The sequence below is a fragment of the Metabacillus sp. cB07 genome (assembly GCF_016839225.1).
Taxonomy (GTDB): Bacteria; Bacillota; Bacilli; order Bacillales; family Bacillaceae; genus Bacillus_P; species Bacillus_P indicus.
Genome location: NZ_CP069296.1, coordinates 2,681,675 through 2,701,766 on the forward strand (window position 1 = coordinate 2,681,675; position 20,092 = coordinate 2,701,766).

The following is a 20,092-nucleotide window of genomic DNA, read 5'->3' on the forward strand; positions in this document are numbered from 1 at the left end:
TCTTCTAAATTACTTATATATTAATTTTCAACATCCTGCCCATTACTTAATAAAATGGACGATCACTATGTTGTTTCTAGGAATAGCACATTTTATCCTATTTGAATATTTTCCAAAAATTACCTTTATCTTTCTTTTCTCTTAACTCAATTAATCCAAACTTGTTATAGAATAAATCATCTTTATCATATCTCGAATCATCAGATAATTGTATTTTCGTTATTGGTGTGTTTTGTCCAATACTGAATGTTTCTCCGTTTTTAATAGTAGGTCTTTCAACCAAATTATATAAATTAAAATGATTAATAAGATTAGCTGCATCTCGAGATGCCAAATTAGAAGTAATAATTACGTCAGGAAGACCAAAAAATTGCATCCCACAAGAATAAAATAAATCATTATCTCCAACTAGATTTACAAAATGAGAATATATAAGAGAAAATTCATGATTATTTTGTAGTTCTAACCAAATCTCTTTTGAAAGAGCCACTCCTGAATTTTCGATCTTAACAGCAATTCCTCCTGCTTTGAGTAACCCAGCACCTACATCAATTACATTTATAACATCCTCAATATCCCTTACATCCGTTATTACATATAGAGTGTGGGTGTGGTTATTGATCTTGGCTAATAAATCTTTTGATAGAGATTCTCTGCTAGCATTATTAAACGCATTACAAAGGTTATGATCATACTCATAAACTTCAACCTGATATCCCGTACTTGTTTGAGAATTAAGAATCATATCCCCAGCCATTAAAAACCCATCACTTTTGGAAGCAATGGCTTGAATTATTTCAGTTCGACTCTTCCAGTTTCCAGGAATTCCAATGATAAGTTGGGTATGCTCCACCTCAATCTCCTCCAATTGTTGATCGATTCTAATCACTAATAGATAAGGTCCTCCGGATAACCTTCTATTGGGTCATTAATTATTATCCAATCCTCTTCAGCAATACCCATTTCATCAAAATACTCCTTTGCTGCTTCTAATTCTTCAAAATGAGTGTCAGCAAAGCAAGAAACATTATTTACTGTATTATACAGAAAAACTGAAATGCCCTCAGTTGATGCAAAAACCATAATCTTCTTAATTTCGGATTCCTTTTCTTTAATAAATGCATATTTCCTCATTTGAAGCCCCCGGACGTTGAAGTTCCTATTCCATTTCACTTGTATATTTTTCTGGGAGTAATTCCATTACATTGCACTTCACTAATTTATCATTATAAGAAATAATGACATCTGTGTTTTTTCCATAATCGCTTATTAATTCCCGGCACATACCACAGGGAGCAACTACCCAACATTTTTCTATATCTTCATGTGGATGAGGGTGAGCTACTGCTACAATTGTTTCAAATTCGTGGTCTCCTTCAGAGATAGACTTACCAATGGCCATCGCTTCTCCGCATACTGTTATTCTCCCCACATTCGCTTCTACGTGAACCGCAGAAAAAACATTGCCTTTTATTGTTCTGACTGCTGCACCAATATGATGTCGTCCATATCTATAATTCTTTTCTATTACTTCTTCTGCTTGTTTAATCAGTTCATAGTCTTTATCGTCTAAAGGTCTTACTTTTAACATAATGATTCTCCCCTTTGGTTAATCCGCTTTTATCTTTTTATTTAAAGTTTTATCTTACGTAACGGAATAACTTATATTTTCATTTCAACAAAATTGTCCAGTACCCGTACCTGCTTCCTTCAACAATTATTTTCAATAAAAGAAACGTCAATCCTTTCCTGAATTGACGCCCTCTATTGATGAATATTCTACTTCCAAGTGGTTGTACTTGTTTGAAGCTGCTTACTTCCAGACAGTTGTTCAATTATCCGTGATAATTCTGAATGGAATTTTACTGATTTTAAATCACTAATAAATTGAATCCCTTTAATCTTATCTACTTCATTAATAATGGGAATTCCACTAGCGGCATTTGCGAAATAAAAGTAGCCCTGCCATTTGATATCTCCAAAATAAAAGGATCCATTATAAATCTCAATGAGATCACCAACATCTATTCCAATCTCTTCTTTTACTTCTCGCCTCGCACATTCCAAAGGCGTTTCACCTGCTTCTTGTTTTCCCCCTGGGAAGTTCCAGTCATCCGCTCTGTCCTGAACAACTAATATATCATTTCTTGTATCTTTAATAATTACACGAGAAAAAGCTGGTTCCAAAATCCATTCCTCCGAGACAAAAAATTCTACAATTAAATTAACTCTTTCACAAATAGCACTCTATCTTGATTTTGTCCATCATAGTTAGTATTAATGGAAAGGCCATTAAGTGTTTTATCTCCCTTTTCAATTTGAAAACCCATCTTGGTATGATAGGCAACAGAAACCTTGTTGACAGGGGAAGTTACACAACGGACAATTGTGCGGCCATTCTTTCTGGCTTCAATAAAAAATTCATTGTATAATTTTTTTCCGATGCTATCCTTTCTATAATCAGGATGAACTCCTGCAAAGTGAATATATGCCTCATTAGAATGAGTTTGAGAAAGAAAACCTATTAGGAATCCTATAATCTCCCCTTCTCTTTCAGCAACGAAACTTGTCCTTGTGAAATGGTCAAAGAATAGTTTTGGCAGCATATCAGACATATGCCTGCCGCCCCACCATTCATCAATAAGCGGAGAAATTGCATAGTAGTCTCTGCCTTCCACTTGACGTATTTTCATCGTTATTACCCCTTTTTATTTTACGATATATTATTAATTCTCATAGGTGCTCCTCTTGATCTATAAATAAGAAGGGGAAACCCTTTGTTGCCGGACGCCTCCAATTGATAAAGATTAAGGAATTTAAAAATCAACTTCCTCTAAGAATTTTATCGTGATTTTTTCTATCTGATGCGGAGTTAAATTGTTTACATCTACCACTTTGGTATTAAATTGCTTAAACCACTCTTTTTCAAAGCTAATTATTTTCATGTTCTGCTCAAACGAGCTTCTTCCTCTTGTTTTGTCGCTCTGTTTTCGTCTGCGCAGCGTTTCTTCATTTGCATCTAAATATAAAATATAGTCAGATCGGCATCTGCGTAGTTCATGAAGTTCATGTTGAAGGTCGTTTTCTACATCCCAGTCATATCCATTTGCCAGAGGGAAATGTAATGTATAAAATTCGATATCTTCTGGACCCCTATCAAATATCACCTTTCCATCAGGCAAATGATGAAAACGCTCAATTTCTGAAGCGATAAATATCCGCTGGTTTTCAACGAAGCCTTCTCTCGCACTAATGTCGAGATTCATATTCTTTCTTTTTACAAGGTTTGGGTATGGATTTTCATATGAGAAAAATACATCACTCATGATTGTCTCTAGTTTTTTCGCTAGAGTTGTTTTTCCTCCAGCCATGCCACCCTGTATTGATAAAACCTTTTTCAACTTTTTCACCCTTCTCTGGTTAAGGCGCTACAAGCTCCACTTTTATTCGATCCGGATCCTCAAAATACACGGCATAATGTTCATTTCCACCTGCAAATGGATGTTTATCCGGATAAAGGATATGAATGCCTCTGGACTTTAATTTATTTGTCATTTCATCTACGTGCTCTCGTGAATTCGAATGAAAGGCCAGATGGTTCAGGCCAACTCGACATCGATTATAAGAGACATCCATATATCGTTCCTGTGTTTGAACGAAGACAAGATATGTATCTTCAATCTTCCAGCTCTGTCCCTGATCCCATTCTTGATACTTGCTGTAACCCAGCTCTTCAAGAAACCACCCCCAGAATTCAATGGATCTTTTTAGATCAGATACATATATCTCAATGTGGTGAATGAATCCTTTTGACAAAATACCCCGCTCCAATCATCTAATGTTACTTGAACACCTATTAGATGCAATTAATTAATTCCTTATTTACTGCCCAATAATGATGTTCGTGAATGAGCAATTGTTATATATACCTCCTTGGTACAAGGCTTGATGCAACTATTAAGACGAAATATCCAGTACCAATTATTTCAAATGACGTTAAACTTAACAATCTATTTTTCATAAAAACCTGCATTCTATCTAATAAAAAGAGCAAATCTCCTTCTTGCTGAAATGCACCCGTTGAATAAAAAGATACAACTAAATTCAAAATTATGCAGTTTTCCGTTTTTTGTTTATAATCCTAACTTTATAGTTTTGAATAAAAGGAATGAAAGAAACCACAATGCATATAGCAATCAAACAATAAGTCAACATGGCTATGTCAGATCCATATAAGTAAATTGTTCTCCACGGAGAATCAAAAACAAATACAAGTGTAGGTATAATAGATATACCAACTACAAAGTATAAGGTACCTATTATTTTGTTTCTTAAGGAAATTATCTTTTGTTTTTTCAAGTGGAACACAAACAATAATGAGAGAAATAGAACAACAAAAATGGATATTAATGTTAACCATTGCAATTTATAATCTACTGAGATGGTCTCAGGAGCTATATTTTCTTCAATGATGTTTCTAATCCCTTCTTTTATATAAGTCGTGTGCATCACTTCTGAAACATTATTCTTATTGGTTAATAAGATGAAACCATACTGTTTACTTGGATGAATAAACAGTTCTGCTCGTGAGTCCGGTGTTTCCCCGCCATGAAAAAGATACGAATCATTTTCTTCTGTAGAGATTCTCCAGCCTAACCCATAATATAAATCTGCTTTTCTATGGACTTGAGGGGAGGTGTATTCCATAAAATACTCCTGATCTATGACTTTCTGTTTACCAAGAATGAACTCTATGAATTTAATCATGTCAGAAGAAGTTGAGGCTATATAGCCATATGGTGCACCACTATCATCGAAGTTGTTATCACTTTTTACAGGTGTTCCGAACCATGCTTGGTATCCTGGTTTGTATCCTAATTTGTGTGCCCTTTTATAATCAGACACTGTATTATCCATCCCTATCTCAGTAAAAATCTCATTTTCCATATACTGCGCAAAAGAAATTTCACTTACTTCTTCAATTATCCTGCCTAATAAGATGTAGTTTGCTGCACTATACTGATGAATCTTCCCCGGTTCACTATTAAGTTTTACTCCACTCAGCATCTCTGTTGCTTTTGTTATTGAATCTTTTCCTCTTAACTTTAGGTCAGCAACTTTCAATCCATCATAAGAGGAAATGCCGCTTGTATGTGACAATAATTGTCTTACAGTTATCTCATTCTTAAAGTTCTCCTTATCGTATTTAAATGAAGATAGATATGTATAAATGGAAGCATCTAAATTTATCTTCCTTTCTTGAACAAGCTTCATAATTGCTAAACTAGTCAGGGGTTTGCTTATTGAGCCAATCGTAAAGAGCGTGTCATTCTTAATACTCTTTCCATCACTCTGTACTCCCCAATTCTCATGAAAGATAACATTACCTTCCTGAATGATTGCTAACGAAGCACCTGGAATTTGATACTCTTTTAATGACTCATCCATAAATTGCTGGATTTGTTTTCTTTGGTCGTTTTCTTGAGCTATTATTTCAGATGGAAATAATATGAACATCATAGTGAGCACTAGGAATATCCTCAACCTTTTCATCGTTTCACTTCCCTAATTATTCTTGAGATACTTAACAATAATTGTCTCCAACAACTCATACGATCGGTCTATATCAAATTCTCTGTCCATAATTTTTTGAAGGGCTAATCCGTCGAAACAAGCTAGAAGCAGACTGGCCATTTCCTCTGCTTCTTCTCCAAACATCATATTTAAAGGTTCTGATAAACTCTGTCTTCCATTTTTCAATAGCTGGGCTGCTTCTATTTGAATCTCTTTATTCTGAAGTCCAATGGAGTAAATCTCATATCGAAAGCGATACCAATCCGGGTCTTTCTCAGCTCTGCATTTTATTTCTTGTAATACATCATGAAAGTGGATGTCTTGTTTTGTTTTTTCAGCATACTGTCTATGGTACTCTTCTTGTAAGTTGTGTTGTACGGACAGGAGAAGTTCCTCTTTATTTTTAAAATAATAGTGGATTAACCCTGGCGTGATGCTTGCTTCAGATGCAATGTCTTTTATTGAAGCGTTTTCATATCCTTTCTGAGCAAATACTCGATAAGCTGCATTTATTATTAGTTTTCGTTTATCCTGCTTTACCATATAATCCTCCAATTTTTTTGGTCAACCAACCAAATTGTAATATGTTACCTATTTTAGGTCAACTTTTTTCTTCATGCTCACTTTCTTCAATATAAAAAAAGCATTTCTTCTTTTGGAGAAATGCACCCAATTCTTGGACAACAATACAAATTAGCTTAACTCAAATGGAGATCCACACCATACTTTTGAAGCCCTAATTTCTCGGCTATTGATTGTGATGAGAAAATATCCCACGCTGTACTATAAAGTGGTTTTAACTTTTCTTTCTTAACTTCAATCGCCCAAGCTATAACATTTTCTGTTCCATAGCCTTTCCCTTTATAGCCATATAAAGTTTCCACACTTGCCTCTGCTGCTATTGTACTTTTTCTTGCACAACAGCATATTGAAACAGCATTGCCGTCTTCTATAATAGCAAAGCAGGGTTGTCTCCATTCTAATTCCTCAAATATATTTGGGAACTTTTTTTAAAGTAAGTCCTTGTTTTTTATCGTTATTTTTACAGCGTTTGACTTCTTATTAAAATTTTCTGGAAAGACATATGCAGGACCCATCCAAATACTACTTATTAATTTTATTTCATTCATAATTTCAATTAATTTTCTAAGGTCAACATTATCTCCGCTATTAATTACTTCTATCACTTTATTCATTTTTAAATTCGGGAAATTTTTATGAAATCTTACGACATTTCCTTCACTAGTGTGACCAAGGAAAAATAGTGGTGCATCAATATTAAGCGGTTCATTTAGTTCTGTCATTCTCCCTGAACTGTCGTACTTAAATAATACATTTGCCTATATTTCCATCAGTTGAACATCTTTTGTCAAGTTTTATCTACTCCTTTGTGAAAATATAATACTCTAATTAAATATCTAATTGATCTTATAATACTAAACCCATTACACAGCTACATTAGCCATTCCACAAAAGAATACATTCCTAAAACAGCAAAGAGAATAGTCCCTACTAAGACTGTAAGACAGCCGACAACAAGCAGTTTATCAAACACTGAATCCTCAGGATCCTCGAGCAGCTTTTCAGTTACTTTTCTTTGTACAGGTGAGAAATTTTCACTGAATTTCAGATCATTTAATATTTCTTTATCGCCTTTAAACTTTAAAGCTCTTACAATCTGAAAAGGATTATTCCCCATCGATTTTTCGAATTCGATACAGGCATGCTCCATCTCAGGTGTCTTATTCTGTTCCAAATACCAGTATCTGCCCGCCATCGACGGGTACTTTAATGCATAGTAAATATCCCCTAATTTTCTGCGGAGCTCTATTTCATCAGGATACGTTGCAATCAATCCATGCAGTCTGTCCCTGGCTTTCCCTAAATCGTTTTTCTTAATATCCTCTTCGATTTTTAATAGCGTTTTATTTGGCACTTTTTCTATTGGAAACACCTCTATTGCTTCTAAATGTAGCTGCCGTTGGAACTAAAACAGACTTTAAACACCGAATCTTTTAAACTAGGAAGGAAAATATTCCATCGCCTCCACGCAATGTGCATACCCATTTTTCTTATAATACCCAATCGAATCATCACTTGGCCAAACAATGACAAATTCACACTTGTTTTCTTTAATCCACTGATTAATCGAGCTTAGCATCCTGCTTCCAATCCCTTTGTTTCTATATTCCGGAATGGTGTACACGTTTGTCATGAACGCAAAGGGATAGGTTATTCTTCCAGGCCGGGGTACTTTTTCAATTAGTTCTATGTATATGTGTGATACTAGTTTTTCATTTTCTTCAGCAACCCAGATCATCCACCGGTCACCCTTAATAGCGTACTCCAAAAAGATTCGGCATTCTTTTTCGAAGTCTGGAAAAGATGAGTTTGCCTTGCTCTCATCATGTTCAATCGTGACATCCCATCTCATTTTTATTAATTGGTCAATATCCTTTTCTTCAGCAAACCTTAGTTTCAAATGAAGTTCCTCTCCTGTCTTCTAAACTTAGTTTCTCACTTTTCCCAAACACCTCATCACCGTATCGCCGAATGACCTGATGTCCTGTAAGTAATCATATCCCTCAGGTGACCCAAAGCTATTAAACATGCGGACAGCAACGATGTTTTCTTCTGGGATGACCAATAATGTAACGCCTGTATAGCCCAATATCTGATAGGAACCTCTGGGAACTCTTTCTCCGATTTCTGTTTCCTTGGCCGGCAAATCTTTCACAAACCACAGGAAACCATTCTGAGGAGAGTCAAGATCTAAAGCTGCCGGGCTCTGCAGGGATGTAGCCAGTTGGATGACTTCTTTTGGAATGATTTGTTCCCCGTTTACTCTTCCTTCTTTAAGATGCAGATATTCCCATAAAGCCAGTTCTCGAGCAGAAACATACATATTCATCTTGTCGCCTTCTGTACTTTTGCTCGTTCTCCAACTGCTATCGTGTTCAGATCTCAGAATGACATCAACAAGTTTTTCATTTTTTTCGGCATACCAATCCGATTCTGAAAAACCCAGCGGCGTGAACACTTGTCCATGAACAATTTTGGAAATGGTTTGTCCAGTTGTCCGCTTGACAATTTGTGTCAGGGCGCTTACGCCGACCTGCCTGTAGGTCCATTTCTCACCAGCCTCATACTCCCGGTAGACTGCGCCCTCTTTTTCCGATAAGCCGTGGGTATGTGTCAATAAATGCTTGATGGTTGTGTCTTTCCAAACATTTTCATTAAGCTCGGGCAGATAGCTTATTGCCAAGTCATCTATGCTGTTAATGCAGCCGATATGTACAGCATATGCCACAGCAAAACCGATATAGCTTTTTCTCACGGAGGCTACATGAAATTGAGTATCCGGCTGCATATCTCTCGCATCAGGCTTGTTTGATTGTTCTCCAATATATTCTTCTAAAACAACAGAATCGTTCTGAATAACAAAAACTGCAGCTCCTGAACAGATTACTTGGTTAAATGTATGAGTAACGTGTTTTAATAATGGGTCAAAATTCGAATTTGGCTTGGTATTAAGAAGCAACGTTCATTCCTCCGGTGTACTGACTTATTTGCATCGTCTAATTTCAAAAATTCCGCTTAACTTTAAGCATATGGTATATCTTACTATTAATGGTATTCTATTACTATCAGTCTTGAAACTTAAAGGTTGAATGTTGAACAGAATTTATTTCTATTTGGTTACAAGGGAGAATAAAACAGTGATAAAAATCGAAAAAGCAGTCATCTCGGATGCCGAAAAACTAACAGAAATAATGAAAGCTGCATTTGATGAAGAAGCAAGAAGATGGCTTCCGAATCAGGAAATTCCGGATTACAATATCCAGCCTCCTGGATATTCTTCAGTTGAAATGACAAAATATATGATTGAAGAATTGATTTACTTTAAAATCATCTATGACAGTGATATTGTTGGCGCAATCATCGTGAGTATAACGGGTAAGTCTTTCGGCAGAATAGACCGGATTTTTCTGGCCCCCGATTTTCAGGGGAAAAAAATCGGTTCAAGGGTCATTGAGTTAATAGAAGAGGAATTTCCTGCAGTAAGAACATGGGACCTTGAGACTTCCAGCAGACAAGTAAATAACCACCATTTTTACGAGAAGATGGGGTACCGAACCACTTTCAAAACAACAGATGAATATTGTTATATAAAGAGAAAAGAAAGTTCAACAGCTATAGGAGGTCTTACAAAGAACCAAGATCTTGGGAATGCTCAATATGAAAACTGCAATATGAGTCACACAGAGTTCTATCAAGTAAACGCAGAAGACAGTTCCTTTAGCAACAGCAATTTAATGAACACTCACATCAGTAACTGCAACCTTAGTCACTCAAAGTTTCAGAATATTAATTTCAGACATTCATTTTTTGCGGATTTAAACCTTTCTTACAGCAAAATGAGATTAGTAACTCTTGCAGGGGTCCGCTTTATGGATACAAACCTCGGAGATGATAAAGAACCAATCTCTTTTGAAAGATGTGATTTACAAGGAACGACCATTAAGAACAGCAGCCTGAGAAACCTGCAAATCGTAGACAGTGACATCACAGGTATGACAATTGACGACATTCCAGTCGAAAAGCTGCTTGAGGTATATTACCAGGAGATAAAAAAATAACTAACGCATGACAAAAACAGCCTTTTAGAGAATAAAGGGCTGTTTATTTCTTAATTCTAGTAAAATCAATTAGTTCGTCATAATGAAACATCTTATTGCACCCAATAAAGGCAATCCTCATTCTGCCCATTCATGCTCTAAAACACTGTAAAGCAATGAATCTCTCCATCCATCTTTTAACTTAAGATGATCACGGATTTTGCCTTCTTTTTTCATTCCAGCCTTCTCCAAAACACAAAACGACCCTGTATTTGCAGGATCACAGGTAGCATATATCCGATGGAGGATGAACTCTTTAAAACCTAGTTTGATTAGTAAATTGGCCGCTTCGGTTGCAACTCCCCTGCCCCAGTAATCCGGATTCACTATGTATGAAATTTCACCCGCCCTATTTTCCCAGTCACTTATGTTTAGTTCAGCTGCGCCAATCATTTTTTTGTCATCTATGCTTACGATTGCAAAAACGTACCTTGTTCTTTTATCCTTCACGGAGTCCTCAATGACCTGTCGCACAAATGCCTTCGTCTCTTCTTCTGAATTGGGTCCCCATGGCTGAAAAGTGCAGGCCCTTTCTTGAGAAGCGTATTGGTGAACACCTGACCAATCTTCTTGTCTCATTTCCCGCAAGAATATTTGTTCACCGTTAATAGTTGAATTTCTTATCTTCATACAGGCCTCCTCATCTTATATATATAGATCCAATCGCCGCCGTACGATAAATGTTAAGTATGATCAAAAATGCTTTTCACAAGACGAAACAGCAGCCTTGGGATAAACGTGATGATCTTCCAAACCACTTCAAACAGAATTTCAAATCCAAATTCCCTGCATTGATCTCTAAACGAGTCTTTTCTTATACCTCTTCTAATTCTATTCAATATCCGGTCCTCCAAAGTAAACTTTCCTATCAATTCGCTCGTCAAACTCACTTCTCCTGCAAATAGAAGGTTTCCTCCTTCTTATCGTCCCATTTAATGGTCACCTTCTGCTTTTCCCCTTTTCCAGTTACAGAACATCCTCTGCAGTTGGAAGAGAGAGTAATTGTAGCGCCTTTAAGGTTTTCTTCTGATTTTGTTGTTCTTCCATTATTTACATTGATTTCAAGTAACTTAAATTGAGTGCTCTCATTTCCGTCTTTAAAATGAAATTCGTAGCTGCCATGCTCTTCATTTCCATCAATCGTTGCTGTGTATTTTCCGGTCCAGCTTTTGCTTTCTCCTGAAAAAGTTATGAATTGATTCGTGCATCCTGATAATACTCCTAAAAATAGGACTGCAATAAATAGGTTCCTCATCTAATTCTCCCTTATCAGCGGTTCAGCCTGCTGTAAATGGATACAAACACGCTACCTCTTGGTTGGTATAATTTCTTCAATCCTCCACTTAAGAGTCTTGTCATTAACTCCTTCAGTGTTCTTCAAGACAAATTGATAATCGTCCTTTATCATTTCTCCTGTTTGATAGGTAAGAATAATTCTTTCTCCTTCTATCCCCAACTTCTTAAGATCCTGCACAGAATTTGGCTTCCAATCAATGCCTCTTCCGTTTTCATATGAAAAACCGCAAGGACAAGTTCCCGCTCTGTCTAAAGAGGAGAAGCCTGTGGTAGCTGCAACCAACTCTTTCGCCTCACTGAATGATCCTTTCACTTTATAAGATTCGACTGTCTGAACCGCATCCAGGAAATCTTGATACTCAACTGGTGTTCTTAATTCATCAATTTCATTTTTAAGGCTGGTAAAATCATTAATCAATCGTTCATTTTCTTTCAATGTATCTTCTAATACTGAAGATTTTTTTGCACTGTCTTCTTTTAAAGCGGCAACCTGCTCAGTCAGATCTTCTCTTTCCTGCTTTAATTTCTCTGCCTCATTTCCCATGTTTAGATTATTGATAATCATCATTGCTAAAAATATGACCAAAGCGATAATTGCATAAGCACTTTTTTTCAAGCCAGGACCCCCTCATTAAACGATAAAAAGTTGAATAGTTAAATTACGTTAACAGGCTGAAAAAGTTTCATTTTTCTAATAACTCACGTTTGCTAAATGTCACAAGGTCGCAAGTCAGCAAGAAAAAACTCAGTTCATGAATGAACTGAGTAATCATTTGTATGAAACACTAGAGTGATTCATCATCATTCTCAACAATATGTTTAAGGATCGACAATTTGTTATTCCAAAACTGTTCATAATAGGACAGCCATTGTTTAACTTCTGTCAGCGGCTCTGGATGCAGCTGATAGATTTTTTCTCTGCCTACCTTTTTACCGCTGACTAAATTAGCTTCCGAAAGAATATGAAGATGTTTAGCTATGGCCGTCCGGCTAATAGGAAAATGAGAGGTAATTTCCGTAATGGCCAATTCTTTGCCCGCAAGTAATCGAAGGACTTCTCTTCTTGTTGGATCAGCTATAGCTTGAAATACATCATGCTTTAATGCTGACATTTATCCTTCAACAACCTTCAGGAGTCGTTCATTAACAATATTAATCCAGCCATACTCCATTCTCTCGCGAACAACAGAACTTTTTTCGTTTGCTTTTGGAAGAACTTCATCTGCAGATTTCCAGCCGCCATGAATCAGAGTGAATTCTGTCTTTCCGCCCAAGTCTTTCAGGAGAAAAGTAACGACCCATCCATCTGTATCCCAGGAAAAAGAAATTTTAGTTGGTTCATCCACTTCTAATACTTTACAGGGAGATGGACCAAAAGGGGATTGAATGTGGAACTCATGACCGACCCTGGCTTCGAAGTCATTGGGCATAAACCATGCTGCAATACCTTCCGAATTGCTTACTTTAGCCCATACCTTTTGAATAGAAGCTTCAAATATAATTGTTTGTTTAATATCTTGTAATGTCTCCAATAAGAACACTCCTTGTTACTTGAAAAATACAGAACCATTTGGTTTCGTTTTTAAGTATATAACACCTTTTGGTTTCATGTCCACATGAAAATTCTAGTTTATTTTTTCCTTTTGACGGAATTTATAGCTGTATTTTTTTACCTGCATGATTTTTATAAAAAAAAGACAATCACATGGAATGCAATTGTCTCTCTTAAATTTCCAGGGCAATATCAATTCTATCTACTCCTGGCGCTTCAGCACTTCCTGCAGCGGGATGCGGCTGATTTTTCGTTTTGAAAGCTGCAGGGAGGTTATATATGATGCGTAGATGATGATAAAACCAGCAGCGATCATCAGATAGTCAGGTTCGATCGGCAGTGAAAATCCGGTTGATTCTGAAACAGATGCCATCAGTCCTTTATAGCTGATAAATGCGAGGGGAACGCCGAGTACGTATCCTGCTATGACAACTGGAGTATAGACATTCAGAAGCAGAGATGAAATTTCTTTCCGGTCATAGCCCATGACTTTCAGCAGGGAAATGTTCACGGTGTGCTCATCCATCATCATGCTGGTGATCAGGTAAATGATGAGGAGGCCGATCAAGAATGCGAAAACCCCGATGACCGCCGCCGAATAGTTGGTCGGCTCAAGGAGCTGTTCCATGCCTTTTTTCATGGCATTTTTGTCTTCAATCGCAGCGATTGCTTCACCAGATTCCTTTTCTGGCTTTTCAAGCGTCCATTTTCCGATGTATGCATCCTCTTCAAGGCTCAGAAAGCGGTTCACGTCCCCGCGCTCCATATAGATGGCATGCCCTATGAAAATATCTGCCACTCCAGTGACGGTGACGGATTGCTCCTGGTCGGTCCAGGGATTTTGAATCGTGATGGAATCTCCGGTTTTAAGACCTTCGGCAGCAGCCAAAGCCTGCGTTACGACTGCCCCATCCTTTAGAGTGCCGTTCAGTTCTGTCCCGCTGCTGTCAATCAGTTTAAGCATTGACGTTGAGGGATCCATGCCAATAAGCTGCGTTTTAACGTCTTTTCTGCCGTTTTTCCCTTTTATAATAGCTTCTGCTGCAGAAAACGGACTTTCCTCTGCCGAAGCAGGCTCTGTTTTTACATCCTGATAGTAGACCGCATAGTTATAGCGATAAGCATCTTCATACGTTTTTTTCATGAGCACGTTCATTGAATTCATGGAAATGAACCCAAAGGTGACTAATAAGGAAGAAAAGAGAATTCCTGTAAACAGCACAAGGCTCTTGGATGGACTGCTGAGCAGCATCTTCAGACGGAACCTTCTCTTAAAGCTCCATTTCGATGGGAGCTTTATTGCTCCTTTTTTCGAAAAAGACGGTCTTGAGTGCAGCAGCTGGAGCGGCGGTTTGCTGACTTTTTTACTTATTGTCAGGAAACCGGCCAGACAGAGAACGGAAATCGGCACGGCAAATCCAGCGATAAGAGTGACCGGATCAAAGGCAAGCCGGTTTAAAATGGGCAGATTGTAAAAAGCGGTGTAGAGCTCTGTCAGCGGCCCCGCTGCAAGCAATCCCGCCGCTATCCCGAGTAACGTGCCTGCTATGGAAATGATCAATGGATACATCATAAAGGAGAGCGTGACTTCTTTTCTGGTGTACCCAAGCGCAAGAAGGGTTCCAATTTGATTGGACTGCACGTCTATTTGTCTTTTCAGCATTAAAACGACTATAAACAGGGCAAGCAGTCCGATAAAGACGGGAAGAACACTTCCGAATGACTGATTGGACTCAATTTCTGCGTCAATGTACGAAATCCTGACATTGTCTTTTGCATCGGTCCATTTCAGGACAGGAACCGTTTCTGAAACAGCCTTTTTCAGACTGCTTAAGGAACCGCTGTTTTCAGAAAATCGCCCGGAGTAATAAACAGGCGGCTGATTTCCCCCAGGAAAATCCTCTTTGTCCATCAGCACGACACCAAAGGTCTTCGGATCAGCCATCAGGTCATTCTCGTTTTGTACGCCGTAAATATAGTCCGGAAGATACACATGGGCTGTGATTTTATATGTTTCCCCTCCGGCGTCCCAGCTGTCTCCCACTTTCAGGCCGTGTGCATCTGCAAAAGAAGCGGTTATGGCTGCTTCATTCTTTTCATCAGGCAAACTGCCTTTTACCACATACGGTTCGTTGATTCCTTGCTGAATAGAAAGAATCCGGGCAATGACTCCCTCCTTCCATTCGATATCCAGCCATTGGCGGGCCTGCAGATTCACGCCAAATTCCTTTTTAAATGATGCAAGCTGATCCTCAGACAGCCGCTCTCCCGCAGTAAATTGAAAATCCTCCTGCTTATACTCTTCTCTAAACAGCTGATTGCTCGAATCCATCAGTGCCATTGTGCTTGAGAGCGTGACAAAAAGCATGACGGCAACCGCAAGAAGGAGAGCAGAGCCTCCAAACTGCAGCGGCTTTTGCCTGATGGTGCGCAGAGCCATGGCCTTGATTTTCATACCCATTTCACCTGCTCTGCAGGTATTGGAGCCTCATTTTTAACGGTTTCAATGATTTTACCGCTTTTCATTTTCATAACGGTATGGGCCATATCGGCAATGCCTGGATTATGGGTGATCATTAGAATCGTTGTACCGTACATGCGGTTAATTTCCTGAATAAGCGAGAGGATTTTCTTCCCTGTCTCTTCATCAAGAGCTCCTGTCGGTTCATCACAGAACAGGATACTTGGGTTTTTTGCGATTGCCCGTGCAATGGCTGTTCTTTGCTGCTCCCCTCCGCTTAATTGATGGGGAAATTTGTGCTGGTGTTCACTCATTCCGACTTTATCCAGGATCTCATCAGGAGAAAGAGGATGGTCGCTGATGTCGGCGCCGGTTTCAACGTTTTCCCTGACAGTCAGCGCAGAAATAAGGTTATAGGACTGAAAGATAAAGCCTGCATGCTTTCTTCTGAAAAGCGTGAGCTGCCTGTCGTTCATTTCATGAAGATTTTCTCCCTGGACGGTGACCTGTCCCCCGTCTGCTCTGTCAATTCCGCCGGCCACGTTAAGAAAGGTGGATTTCCCGGAGCCGGATGGTCCTAGAATGACAATGATTTCACCTTTTCCGCAGGCAATGCTGACGTCATTTAATGCAGGCACCTCTACTTCACCTGTACGGTATATTTTTCTGACATTCTCAAAACTGAAACTCATACAGACACCCCCGGTTATTTCTAGTATATTCCTCTGTATCGTACTAAAAATCTTCCTTCTTGACGATCTCTTCTTTTTCTTGTAATCATTTTCATTTCCGTTTTATGGATACAATAGAAATGGTTCATACTACTTATGTAGGAAATTGATCTTAAATGTTTGATTTACTTCATGGTTAGCATTAAAATTAAGTACTTGAACAGGTTACATATCATTATTAATAAATCCGCTGATACAAAGTGAGGTTCAATACATGAATACGGAACATAAACCAAAAGCAGTAATTGTAATTTTCGGAGCAACAGGAGATCTTGCCAAGCGCAAGCTTTTCCCCTCCATCTACCGTCTGCACCGCAGCAAAAAAATCGACAGTGACTTCGCTGTTGTAGGTGTGGGCAGAAGACCGTGGACGAATGAAGAATTCCGCTCAAATGTCAGCGACTCGATTCAGTCATCGATCAAGCAGTCATCTGAACTCGATGAATTTGCATCGCATTTTTACTATCATCCATTTGATGTGACAAATCCATCTTCCTACCTTGAGCTGAAAGGAATGCTTTCAGACCTTGACGGCAAATATGGCATACCTGGAAACAGAATGTTCTACATGGCGATGGCGCCGGAATTTTTCGGAACGATTGCCCGGAATTTAAAAAGCGAGGGGCTAACAGCGACAGAAGGCTGGAGCCGTCTTGTCATTGAAAAGCCGTTCGGACATGATCTGCCTTCAGCACAGGAGCTGAATGATGAAATCCGCGAAGCTTTCTCGGAAGATCAAATTTACCGCATTGACCACTATCTAGGAAAACAGATGGTGCAGAATATCGAAGTGATCCGCTTCTCAAACGCATTGTTTGAGTCGGTATGGAACAACCGCTATATCTCCAACATTCAAGTTACTTCAAGTGAAGTTCTTGGGGTTGAAGACCGCGGACGCTACTACGAAAATTCAGGTGCGCTTCGTGATATGGTTCAAAATCACTTAATGCAAATGGTCGCCCTGCTTGCGATGGAGCCGCCGATCAAGCTAGAAACAGACGAGATCCGTTCTGAAAAAGTAAAAGTAATGCGTGCACTCCGCCCTCTTACAGAGAAGGACGTGCCTGATTACTTCGTCCGCGGACAGTACGGCAAAGGCGAATCAGAAGACGTATCTGTTCCCGGATACCGCGAAGAAAGCAATGTAGATCCGGAGTCCAACACAGAAACATATGTGGCCGGCAAGCTGATGATCGACAACTTCAGATGGGCTGGCGTGCCTTTCTATATCCGCACAGGAAAGCGCATGACAGCAAAATCAACGAAGATTGTTGTGCAGTTCAAAGACCTGCCTATGAACCTTTACTCAAACGACGTTGACAGCAAGCATCCGAACCTGCTTGTTATTCACATTCAGCCGGATGAAGGCATCACGCTTCACCTGAATGCCAAAGAAGCAGGCGGCGGCTCTTACGTCAAGCCAATCAAGCTTGACTACTGCAGCAACTGTGTTGATCAGTTCAACACGCCTGAAGCCTATGAAAAGCTCATCTACGACGGCTTGCGCGGAGATGCCACCAACTTCACTCACTGGGATGAAGTATCCCTCTCATGGAGCTATGTGGACACCATCTCAAAAGCATGGGAAACGCACAAAGCAGAATTCCCTAACTACGCAGCCGGCACAATGGGTCCAAAAGCCGCTGACGAACTGCTTGAAAAAGACGGCTTCCACTGGTGGCCGATTACGGATATGGTTGATTAATTCTGTGTTTTAAGCACCGCTTTTAGCGGTGTTTTTTTATTGCATAAAAGCTTAAAAACGTCACAAATTCATATTCCGGTTTAAAAGCAGGTTGTATTCAGTCCAGAATTCTTCGTACAATTCTTTATCGTAGTCATCAGTAATCCTTTTTTCTTTTGAATGATCAAACAATTCTTTCGCCTGAAGGGCAAAAGAGCCAATCTGGTTTTTATACTCGATGTTGCTTATTTTCACTTTTAACCCTGGATAAAAGATACTCCCCGTATCTGGATTGGTTGTAGTAATCTTCACAAAATCCGATAGGATCACGTGATCGTCCAGGTGTTTGACGCTCCAATGGATAGAAATGGGGCAGCCCATCATCAGGATGGCCCCGCATCCGTGGAGGATCAGGCCTTCCTCATGTTCAGGGTCGCAGCAATAATCATTTTCAAGGGTTCTCAGCATTGACAGAGCGGACTCACTGATTCCCCATTCTTCGTTAACGGACGACTGTGTAATAATCGTATCATGAACACTCAAGAAAATTTCACCATGAGAACATAAGTCTTGGTCATCATTGCAAAGCCAACCTTGGTTCTCAATCTTTATTGTAAAGGGATTTGGCAGTTTCATTGTTCATTCTCCTGTTTCATAGGCTTCTCTCTTTGTTTGCTTCTTGGAGAGATTAACCAATTTATAAAAGAAATGATTATCGCTAAAGCAAAAGCTTCAATCAAGTTTTCTTTCCAAATCAAAACTCTTGTTTCCTGGTAATCAAAAAATACTTTTGTTGTACCAATTAACAGAACAAGAACAAGGAAATAAATGAGCACTCTTTTCAATTTATCAGCTCCGGACAAAGGGTAAGAATAATAAACAATCTGAAAAAAGTTGGAATACTGAGGAAAGGTGATATAAAATCAATTCCCAATCACCTCTTTATCTATATAACTCCATCATAAAAGATCGTTAAAAGACCTGTACGAGTTGAAGTTTCACAGGATTTGTTGATTGCTACCCCTGATACCACTTTTCATCAAACTCGAGATTTAAAGCCCTGCCAAAAGAAGTACCAAAATCAATAAATCCTCTTCCTCTGGCTGTAATAATGTTTCCGTCTTGAACAATCAATTCCTCCGAATAATTTTCTGCTTCGAATACGCCTGAACCCTTTCTAGCTTCAAGTGTCAAACCAACTGTATATTTCTTCCCTTTTAAAACCCCTGCCTTTGCTAATAAATATGGAGAACTTGAAATACTTGCAATCATTATTTCCTCTTTAGCGGTTTCATTGATAAAGTGAATGATTTCATCCTCATTTTTCAATGAAAAAATATTCATACATCCTGTTAACAGCAAACTGTCAATCTCATTCACATTTACGTGATCAAAGGTAGTATCTGCTATTACTGATAAACCAGACTCGCCCCGTATCGGATGCTTGCTTTCACCAACTGTAACAATTGGTTTATTCCCTTGCATCAAAATAGATAATGCTACACTGAGTTCATATTCACTGAACTGAGGGTACAGCAAAACGGCTGTCTTATTCATACTTGTTAGTCCTCCATTAATTGATTTGAAGTTTCTTCCTTGCAGACCCTATTCATACTCCATAACGATTAACCACTGGCCATCGGGACCTATTGTGATATGAGGAATCTGATTGTATTCAAATAGATAATAAAGATCCATGTTTTTTCTGTTAATCTTATGTAAGTGCTCAGTTACATCTTTTTCGGAAAAAACAATGTAATCCATTGTTGTTGACCGCAAATAAAATTCATAGATAAATTGTTTGTTAACATCCTTAACGTACCCAACCTCACCTGTATCCCAACTGAAAAAACGAGACAATGAAATGGTCTTAATGGATTTGAAATTTGCAGAGAGTGTTTTGAACAGTTCTTTTTCATAGTCTGGAATAATGGCATAGATGTACCATCCGTTCTTATAAAAAGAAGCTACTTGACTAATAAAATCCTGTTCATCTATTTCCTCATCAAGCATAACCTCTGTTTTCTTCACAAATGGATTCACCTCACGTAAATAGACTCTTTTTCCAAATTGTTACCAAGATCGATATAGCTGCTTTAGTTTCTACTATCACTT

At 38.6% G+C, this 20,092-nt stretch carries 28 protein-coding genes; 2 read left to right on the forward strand and 26 right to left on the reverse strand.

All coding sequences use genetic code 11. The features are described 5' to 3' along the window. Nucleotides 1–97: 97 nt before the first annotated feature. The 14 genes from JOJ89_RS13735 to JOJ89_RS13800 form a co-directional block, all read right to left on the reverse strand. Nucleotides 98–889, reverse strand: coding sequence for a DUF4261 domain-containing protein (locus JOJ89_RS13735; RefSeq protein WP_242524613.1), 792 nt, complete (start codon nt 887–889; stop codon nt 98–100). Further along, nucleotides 889–1,134: a hypothetical protein gene (locus tag JOJ89_RS13740; RefSeq protein ID WP_203287904.1), complete on the reverse strand. Its 246-nt coding sequence runs from the start codon at nt 1,132–1,134 to the stop codon at nt 889–891. The genes JOJ89_RS13735 and JOJ89_RS13740 overlap by 1 nt, the downstream gene beginning before the upstream one ends. A gap of 25 nt (nt 1,135–1,159) precedes the next feature. Continuing rightward, nucleotides 1,160–1,591: a cytidine deaminase gene (locus JOJ89_RS13745; protein ID WP_203287905.1), complete on the reverse strand. Its 432-nt coding sequence runs from the start codon at nt 1,589–1,591 to the stop codon at nt 1,160–1,162. A 188-nt stretch (nt 1,592–1,779) separates the two neighbouring features. Next, a complete protein-coding gene (locus tag JOJ89_RS13750; RefSeq protein ID WP_203287907.1) occupies nt 1,780–2,187 on the reverse strand; it encodes an NUDIX hydrolase in 408 nt (135 codons plus the stop codon). A 32-nt stretch (nt 2,188–2,219) separates the two neighbouring features. Next, the gene (locus JOJ89_RS13755; protein ID WP_203287909.1) at nt 2,220–2,693 is read right to left on the reverse strand and encodes a GNAT family N-acetyltransferase; all 474 of its coding nucleotides are present in this window, start codon (nt 2,691–2,693) and stop codon (nt 2,220–2,222) included. A 123-nt stretch (nt 2,694–2,816) separates the two neighbouring features. Next, nucleotides 2,817–3,371 carry an AAA family ATPase gene (locus JOJ89_RS13760; RefSeq protein WP_481825277.1) on the reverse strand — a complete coding sequence of 185 codons (555 nt, stop codon included), beginning with the start codon at nt 3,369–3,371 and terminating at the stop codon, nt 2,817–2,819. Nucleotides 3,372–3,420: 49 nt separating this feature from the next. After that, complete coding sequence (locus tag JOJ89_RS13765; RefSeq protein WP_203287913.1) at nt 3,421–3,816, reverse strand: VOC family protein; 396 nt, start codon at nt 3,814–3,816, stop codon at nt 3,421–3,423. A 294-nt stretch (nt 3,817–4,110) separates the two neighbouring features. Continuing rightward, nucleotides 4,111–5,553: a serine hydrolase domain-containing protein gene (locus JOJ89_RS13770; RefSeq protein ID WP_203287915.1), complete on the reverse strand. Its 1,443-nt coding sequence runs from the start codon at nt 5,551–5,553 to the stop codon at nt 4,111–4,113. 12 nt (nt 5,554–5,565) lie between these two features. Further along, nucleotides 5,566–6,117 carry a TetR/AcrR family transcriptional regulator gene (locus tag JOJ89_RS13775; protein WP_203287917.1) on the reverse strand — a complete coding sequence of 184 codons (552 nt, stop codon included), beginning with the start codon at nt 6,115–6,117 and terminating at the stop codon, nt 5,566–5,568. 155 nt (nt 6,118–6,272) lie between these two features. Continuing rightward, on the reverse strand, nt 6,273–6,458 hold the full coding sequence (locus JOJ89_RS21395; RefSeq protein WP_481825260.1) for a hypothetical protein: 186 nt from the start codon (nt 6,456–6,458) through the stop codon (nt 6,273–6,275). Nucleotides 6,459–6,584: 126 nt separating this feature from the next. Continuing rightward, entirely contained in the window at nt 6,585–6,878 is a 294-nt protein-coding gene (locus tag JOJ89_RS13785; protein WP_203287919.1) for a hypothetical protein, read from the reverse strand. 149 nt (nt 6,879–7,027) lie between these two features. After that, nucleotides 7,028–7,528, reverse strand: a complete 501-nt coding sequence (locus JOJ89_RS13790; protein WP_242524615.1) for a DUF6584 family protein — start codon at nt 7,526–7,528, stop codon at nt 7,028–7,030. A gap of 66 nt (nt 7,529–7,594) precedes the next feature. Next, nucleotides 7,595–8,056, reverse strand: a complete 462-nt coding sequence (locus JOJ89_RS13795) for a GNAT family N-acetyltransferase (RefSeq protein WP_203287921.1) — start codon at nt 8,054–8,056, stop codon at nt 7,595–7,597. Between the two features lie 27 nt (nt 8,057–8,083). Next, nucleotides 8,084–9,115, reverse strand: a complete 1,032-nt coding sequence (locus tag JOJ89_RS13800) for a serine hydrolase domain-containing protein (protein WP_203287923.1) — start codon at nt 9,113–9,115, stop codon at nt 8,084–8,086. Between the two features lie 130 nt (nt 9,116–9,245). Between JOJ89_RS13800 and JOJ89_RS13805 the strand changes: the two genes are divergently transcribed. Beyond that, nucleotides 9,246–10,214, forward strand: a complete 969-nt coding sequence (locus tag JOJ89_RS13805; RefSeq protein ID WP_203287927.1) for a GNAT family N-acetyltransferase — start codon at nt 9,246–9,248, stop codon at nt 10,212–10,214. Nucleotides 10,215–10,331: 117 nt separating this feature from the next. On the opposite strand, the gene JOJ89_RS13810 is transcribed toward JOJ89_RS13805, so the two are convergent. The 8 genes from JOJ89_RS13810 to JOJ89_RS13845 form a co-directional block, all read right to left on the reverse strand. Further along, nucleotides 10,332–10,883 carry a GNAT family N-acetyltransferase gene (locus tag JOJ89_RS13810; protein ID WP_203287929.1) on the reverse strand — a complete coding sequence of 184 codons (552 nt, stop codon included), beginning with the start codon at nt 10,881–10,883 and terminating at the stop codon, nt 10,332–10,334. Nucleotides 10,884–10,936: 53 nt separating this feature from the next. After that, nucleotides 10,937–11,092 carry a hypothetical protein gene (locus tag JOJ89_RS13815; protein ID WP_203287931.1) on the reverse strand — a complete coding sequence of 52 codons (156 nt, stop codon included), beginning with the start codon at nt 11,090–11,092 and terminating at the stop codon, nt 10,937–10,939. Nucleotides 11,093–11,139: 47 nt separating this feature from the next. After that, nucleotides 11,140–11,508 carry a hypothetical protein gene (locus JOJ89_RS13820; protein WP_203287933.1) on the reverse strand — a complete coding sequence of 123 codons (369 nt, stop codon included), beginning with the start codon at nt 11,506–11,508 and terminating at the stop codon, nt 11,140–11,142. Between the two features lie 51 nt (nt 11,509–11,559). Next, nucleotides 11,560–12,165: a hypothetical protein gene (locus tag JOJ89_RS13825; RefSeq protein WP_029279894.1), complete on the reverse strand. Its 606-nt coding sequence runs from the start codon at nt 12,163–12,165 to the stop codon at nt 11,560–11,562. A 169-nt stretch (nt 12,166–12,334) separates the two neighbouring features. Then, nucleotides 12,335–12,661, reverse strand: coding sequence for an ArsR/SmtB family transcription factor (locus tag JOJ89_RS13830; protein ID WP_029279892.1), 327 nt, complete (start codon nt 12,659–12,661; stop codon nt 12,335–12,337). Beyond that, on the reverse strand, nt 12,662–13,081 hold the full coding sequence (locus tag JOJ89_RS13835) for an SRPBCC family protein (protein ID WP_203287935.1): 420 nt from the start codon (nt 13,079–13,081) through the stop codon (nt 12,662–12,664). 222 nt (nt 13,082–13,303) lie between these two features. Beyond that, nucleotides 13,304–15,556, reverse strand: a complete 2,253-nt coding sequence (locus JOJ89_RS13840; RefSeq protein ID WP_203287937.1) for an ABC transporter permease — start codon at nt 15,554–15,556, stop codon at nt 13,304–13,306. After that, entirely contained in the window at nt 15,553–16,254 is a 702-nt protein-coding gene (locus JOJ89_RS13845) for an ABC transporter ATP-binding protein (RefSeq protein ID WP_035207007.1), read from the reverse strand. Before JOJ89_RS13845 ends, JOJ89_RS13840 begins: the two co-directional genes overlap by 4 nt. A 253-nt stretch (nt 16,255–16,507) precedes the next feature. Between JOJ89_RS13845 and zwf the strand changes: the two genes are divergently transcribed. Further along, nucleotides 16,508–17,998, forward strand: coding sequence for a glucose-6-phosphate dehydrogenase (gene zwf, locus JOJ89_RS13850; protein WP_203287939.1), 1,491 nt, complete (start codon nt 16,508–16,510; stop codon nt 17,996–17,998). A gap of 60 nt (nt 17,999–18,058) precedes the next feature. Here zwf and JOJ89_RS13855 read toward each other — a convergent pair whose 3' ends face one another. The 4 genes from JOJ89_RS13855 to JOJ89_RS13870 all read right to left on the reverse strand — a co-directional run bounded on the left by JOJ89_RS13855 (nt 18,059) and on the right by JOJ89_RS13870 (nt 20,008). Next, complete coding sequence (locus JOJ89_RS13855) at nt 18,059–18,613, reverse strand: hypothetical protein (protein ID WP_203287941.1); 555 nt, start codon at nt 18,611–18,613, stop codon at nt 18,059–18,061. Then, the gene (locus JOJ89_RS13860; RefSeq protein WP_203287943.1) at nt 18,610–18,822 is read right to left on the reverse strand and encodes a hypothetical protein; all 213 of its coding nucleotides are present in this window, start codon (nt 18,820–18,822) and stop codon (nt 18,610–18,612) included. Before JOJ89_RS13860 ends, JOJ89_RS13855 begins: the two co-directional genes overlap by 4 nt. Nucleotides 18,823–18,994: 172 nt before the next feature. Then, a complete protein-coding gene (locus JOJ89_RS13865; protein WP_203287945.1) occupies nt 18,995–19,534 on the reverse strand; it encodes a DJ-1/PfpI family protein in 540 nt (179 codons plus the stop codon). Nucleotides 19,535–19,582: 48 nt separating this feature from the next. Then, on the reverse strand, nt 19,583–20,008 hold the full coding sequence (locus tag JOJ89_RS13870) for a hypothetical protein (RefSeq protein ID WP_203287947.1): 426 nt from the start codon (nt 20,006–20,008) through the stop codon (nt 19,583–19,585). Between the last annotated feature and the right edge of the window lie 84 nt (nt 20,009–20,092).

Excerpts from the sequence above, each read along its gene's own strand:
- JOJ89_RS13755 (WP_203287909.1), bottom strand. The coding sequence starts at position 2,693 with ATGAAAATACGTCAAGTGGAAGGCAGAGACTACTATGCAATTTCTCCG.
- JOJ89_RS13820 (WP_203287933.1), bottom strand. The coding sequence starts at position 11,508 with ATGAGGAACCTATTTATTGCAGTCCTATTTTTAGGAGTATTATCAGGA.
- JOJ89_RS13855 (WP_203287941.1), bottom strand. The coding sequence starts at position 18,613 with ATGAAACTGCCAAATCCCTTTACAATAAAGATTGAGAACCAAGGTTGG.
- JOJ89_RS13810 (WP_203287929.1), bottom strand. The coding sequence starts at position 10,883 with ATGAAGATAAGAAATTCAACTATTAACGGTGAACAAATATTCTTGCGG.
- JOJ89_RS13830 (WP_029279892.1), bottom strand. The coding sequence starts at position 12,661 with ATGTCAGCATTAAAGCATGATGTATTTCAAGCTATAGCTGATCCAACA.
- zwf (WP_203287939.1), top strand. The coding sequence starts at position 16,508 with ATGAATACGGAACATAAACCAAAAGCAGTAATTGTAATTTTCGGAGCA.
- JOJ89_RS13775 (WP_203287917.1), bottom strand. The coding sequence starts at position 6,117 with ATGGTAAAGCAGGATAAACGAAAACTAATAATAAATGCAGCTTATCGA.
- JOJ89_RS13745 (WP_203287905.1), bottom strand. The coding sequence starts at position 1,591 with ATGTTAAAAGTAAGACCTTTAGACGATAAAGACTATGAACTGATTAAA.
- JOJ89_RS13840 (WP_203287937.1), bottom strand. The coding sequence starts at position 15,556 with ATGAAAATCAAGGCCATGGCTCTGCGCACCATCAGGCAAAAGCCGCTG.
- JOJ89_RS13865 (WP_203287945.1), bottom strand. The coding sequence starts at position 19,534 with ATGAATAAGACAGCCGTTTTGCTGTACCCTCAGTTCAGTGAATATGAA.
- JOJ89_RS13845 (WP_035207007.1), bottom strand. The coding sequence starts at position 16,254 with ATGAGTTTCAGTTTTGAGAATGTCAGAAAAATATACCGTACAGGTGAA.
- JOJ89_RS13770 (WP_203287915.1), bottom strand. The coding sequence starts at position 5,553 with ATGAAAAGGTTGAGGATATTCCTAGTGCTCACTATGATGTTCATATTA.
- JOJ89_RS13785 (WP_203287919.1), bottom strand. The coding sequence starts at position 6,878 with ATGACAGAACTAAATGAACCGCTTAATATTGATGCACCACTATTTTTC.
- JOJ89_RS13760 (WP_481825277.1), bottom strand. The coding sequence starts at position 3,371 with ATGGCTGGAGGAAAAACAACTCTAGCGAAAAAACTAGAGACAATCATG.
- JOJ89_RS13740 (WP_203287904.1), bottom strand. The coding sequence starts at position 1,134 with ATGAGGAAATATGCATTTATTAAAGAAAAGGAATCCGAAATTAAGAAG.
- JOJ89_RS13805 (WP_203287927.1), top strand. The coding sequence starts at position 9,246 with ATGTTGAACAGAATTTATTTCTATTTGGTTACAAGGGAGAATAAAACA.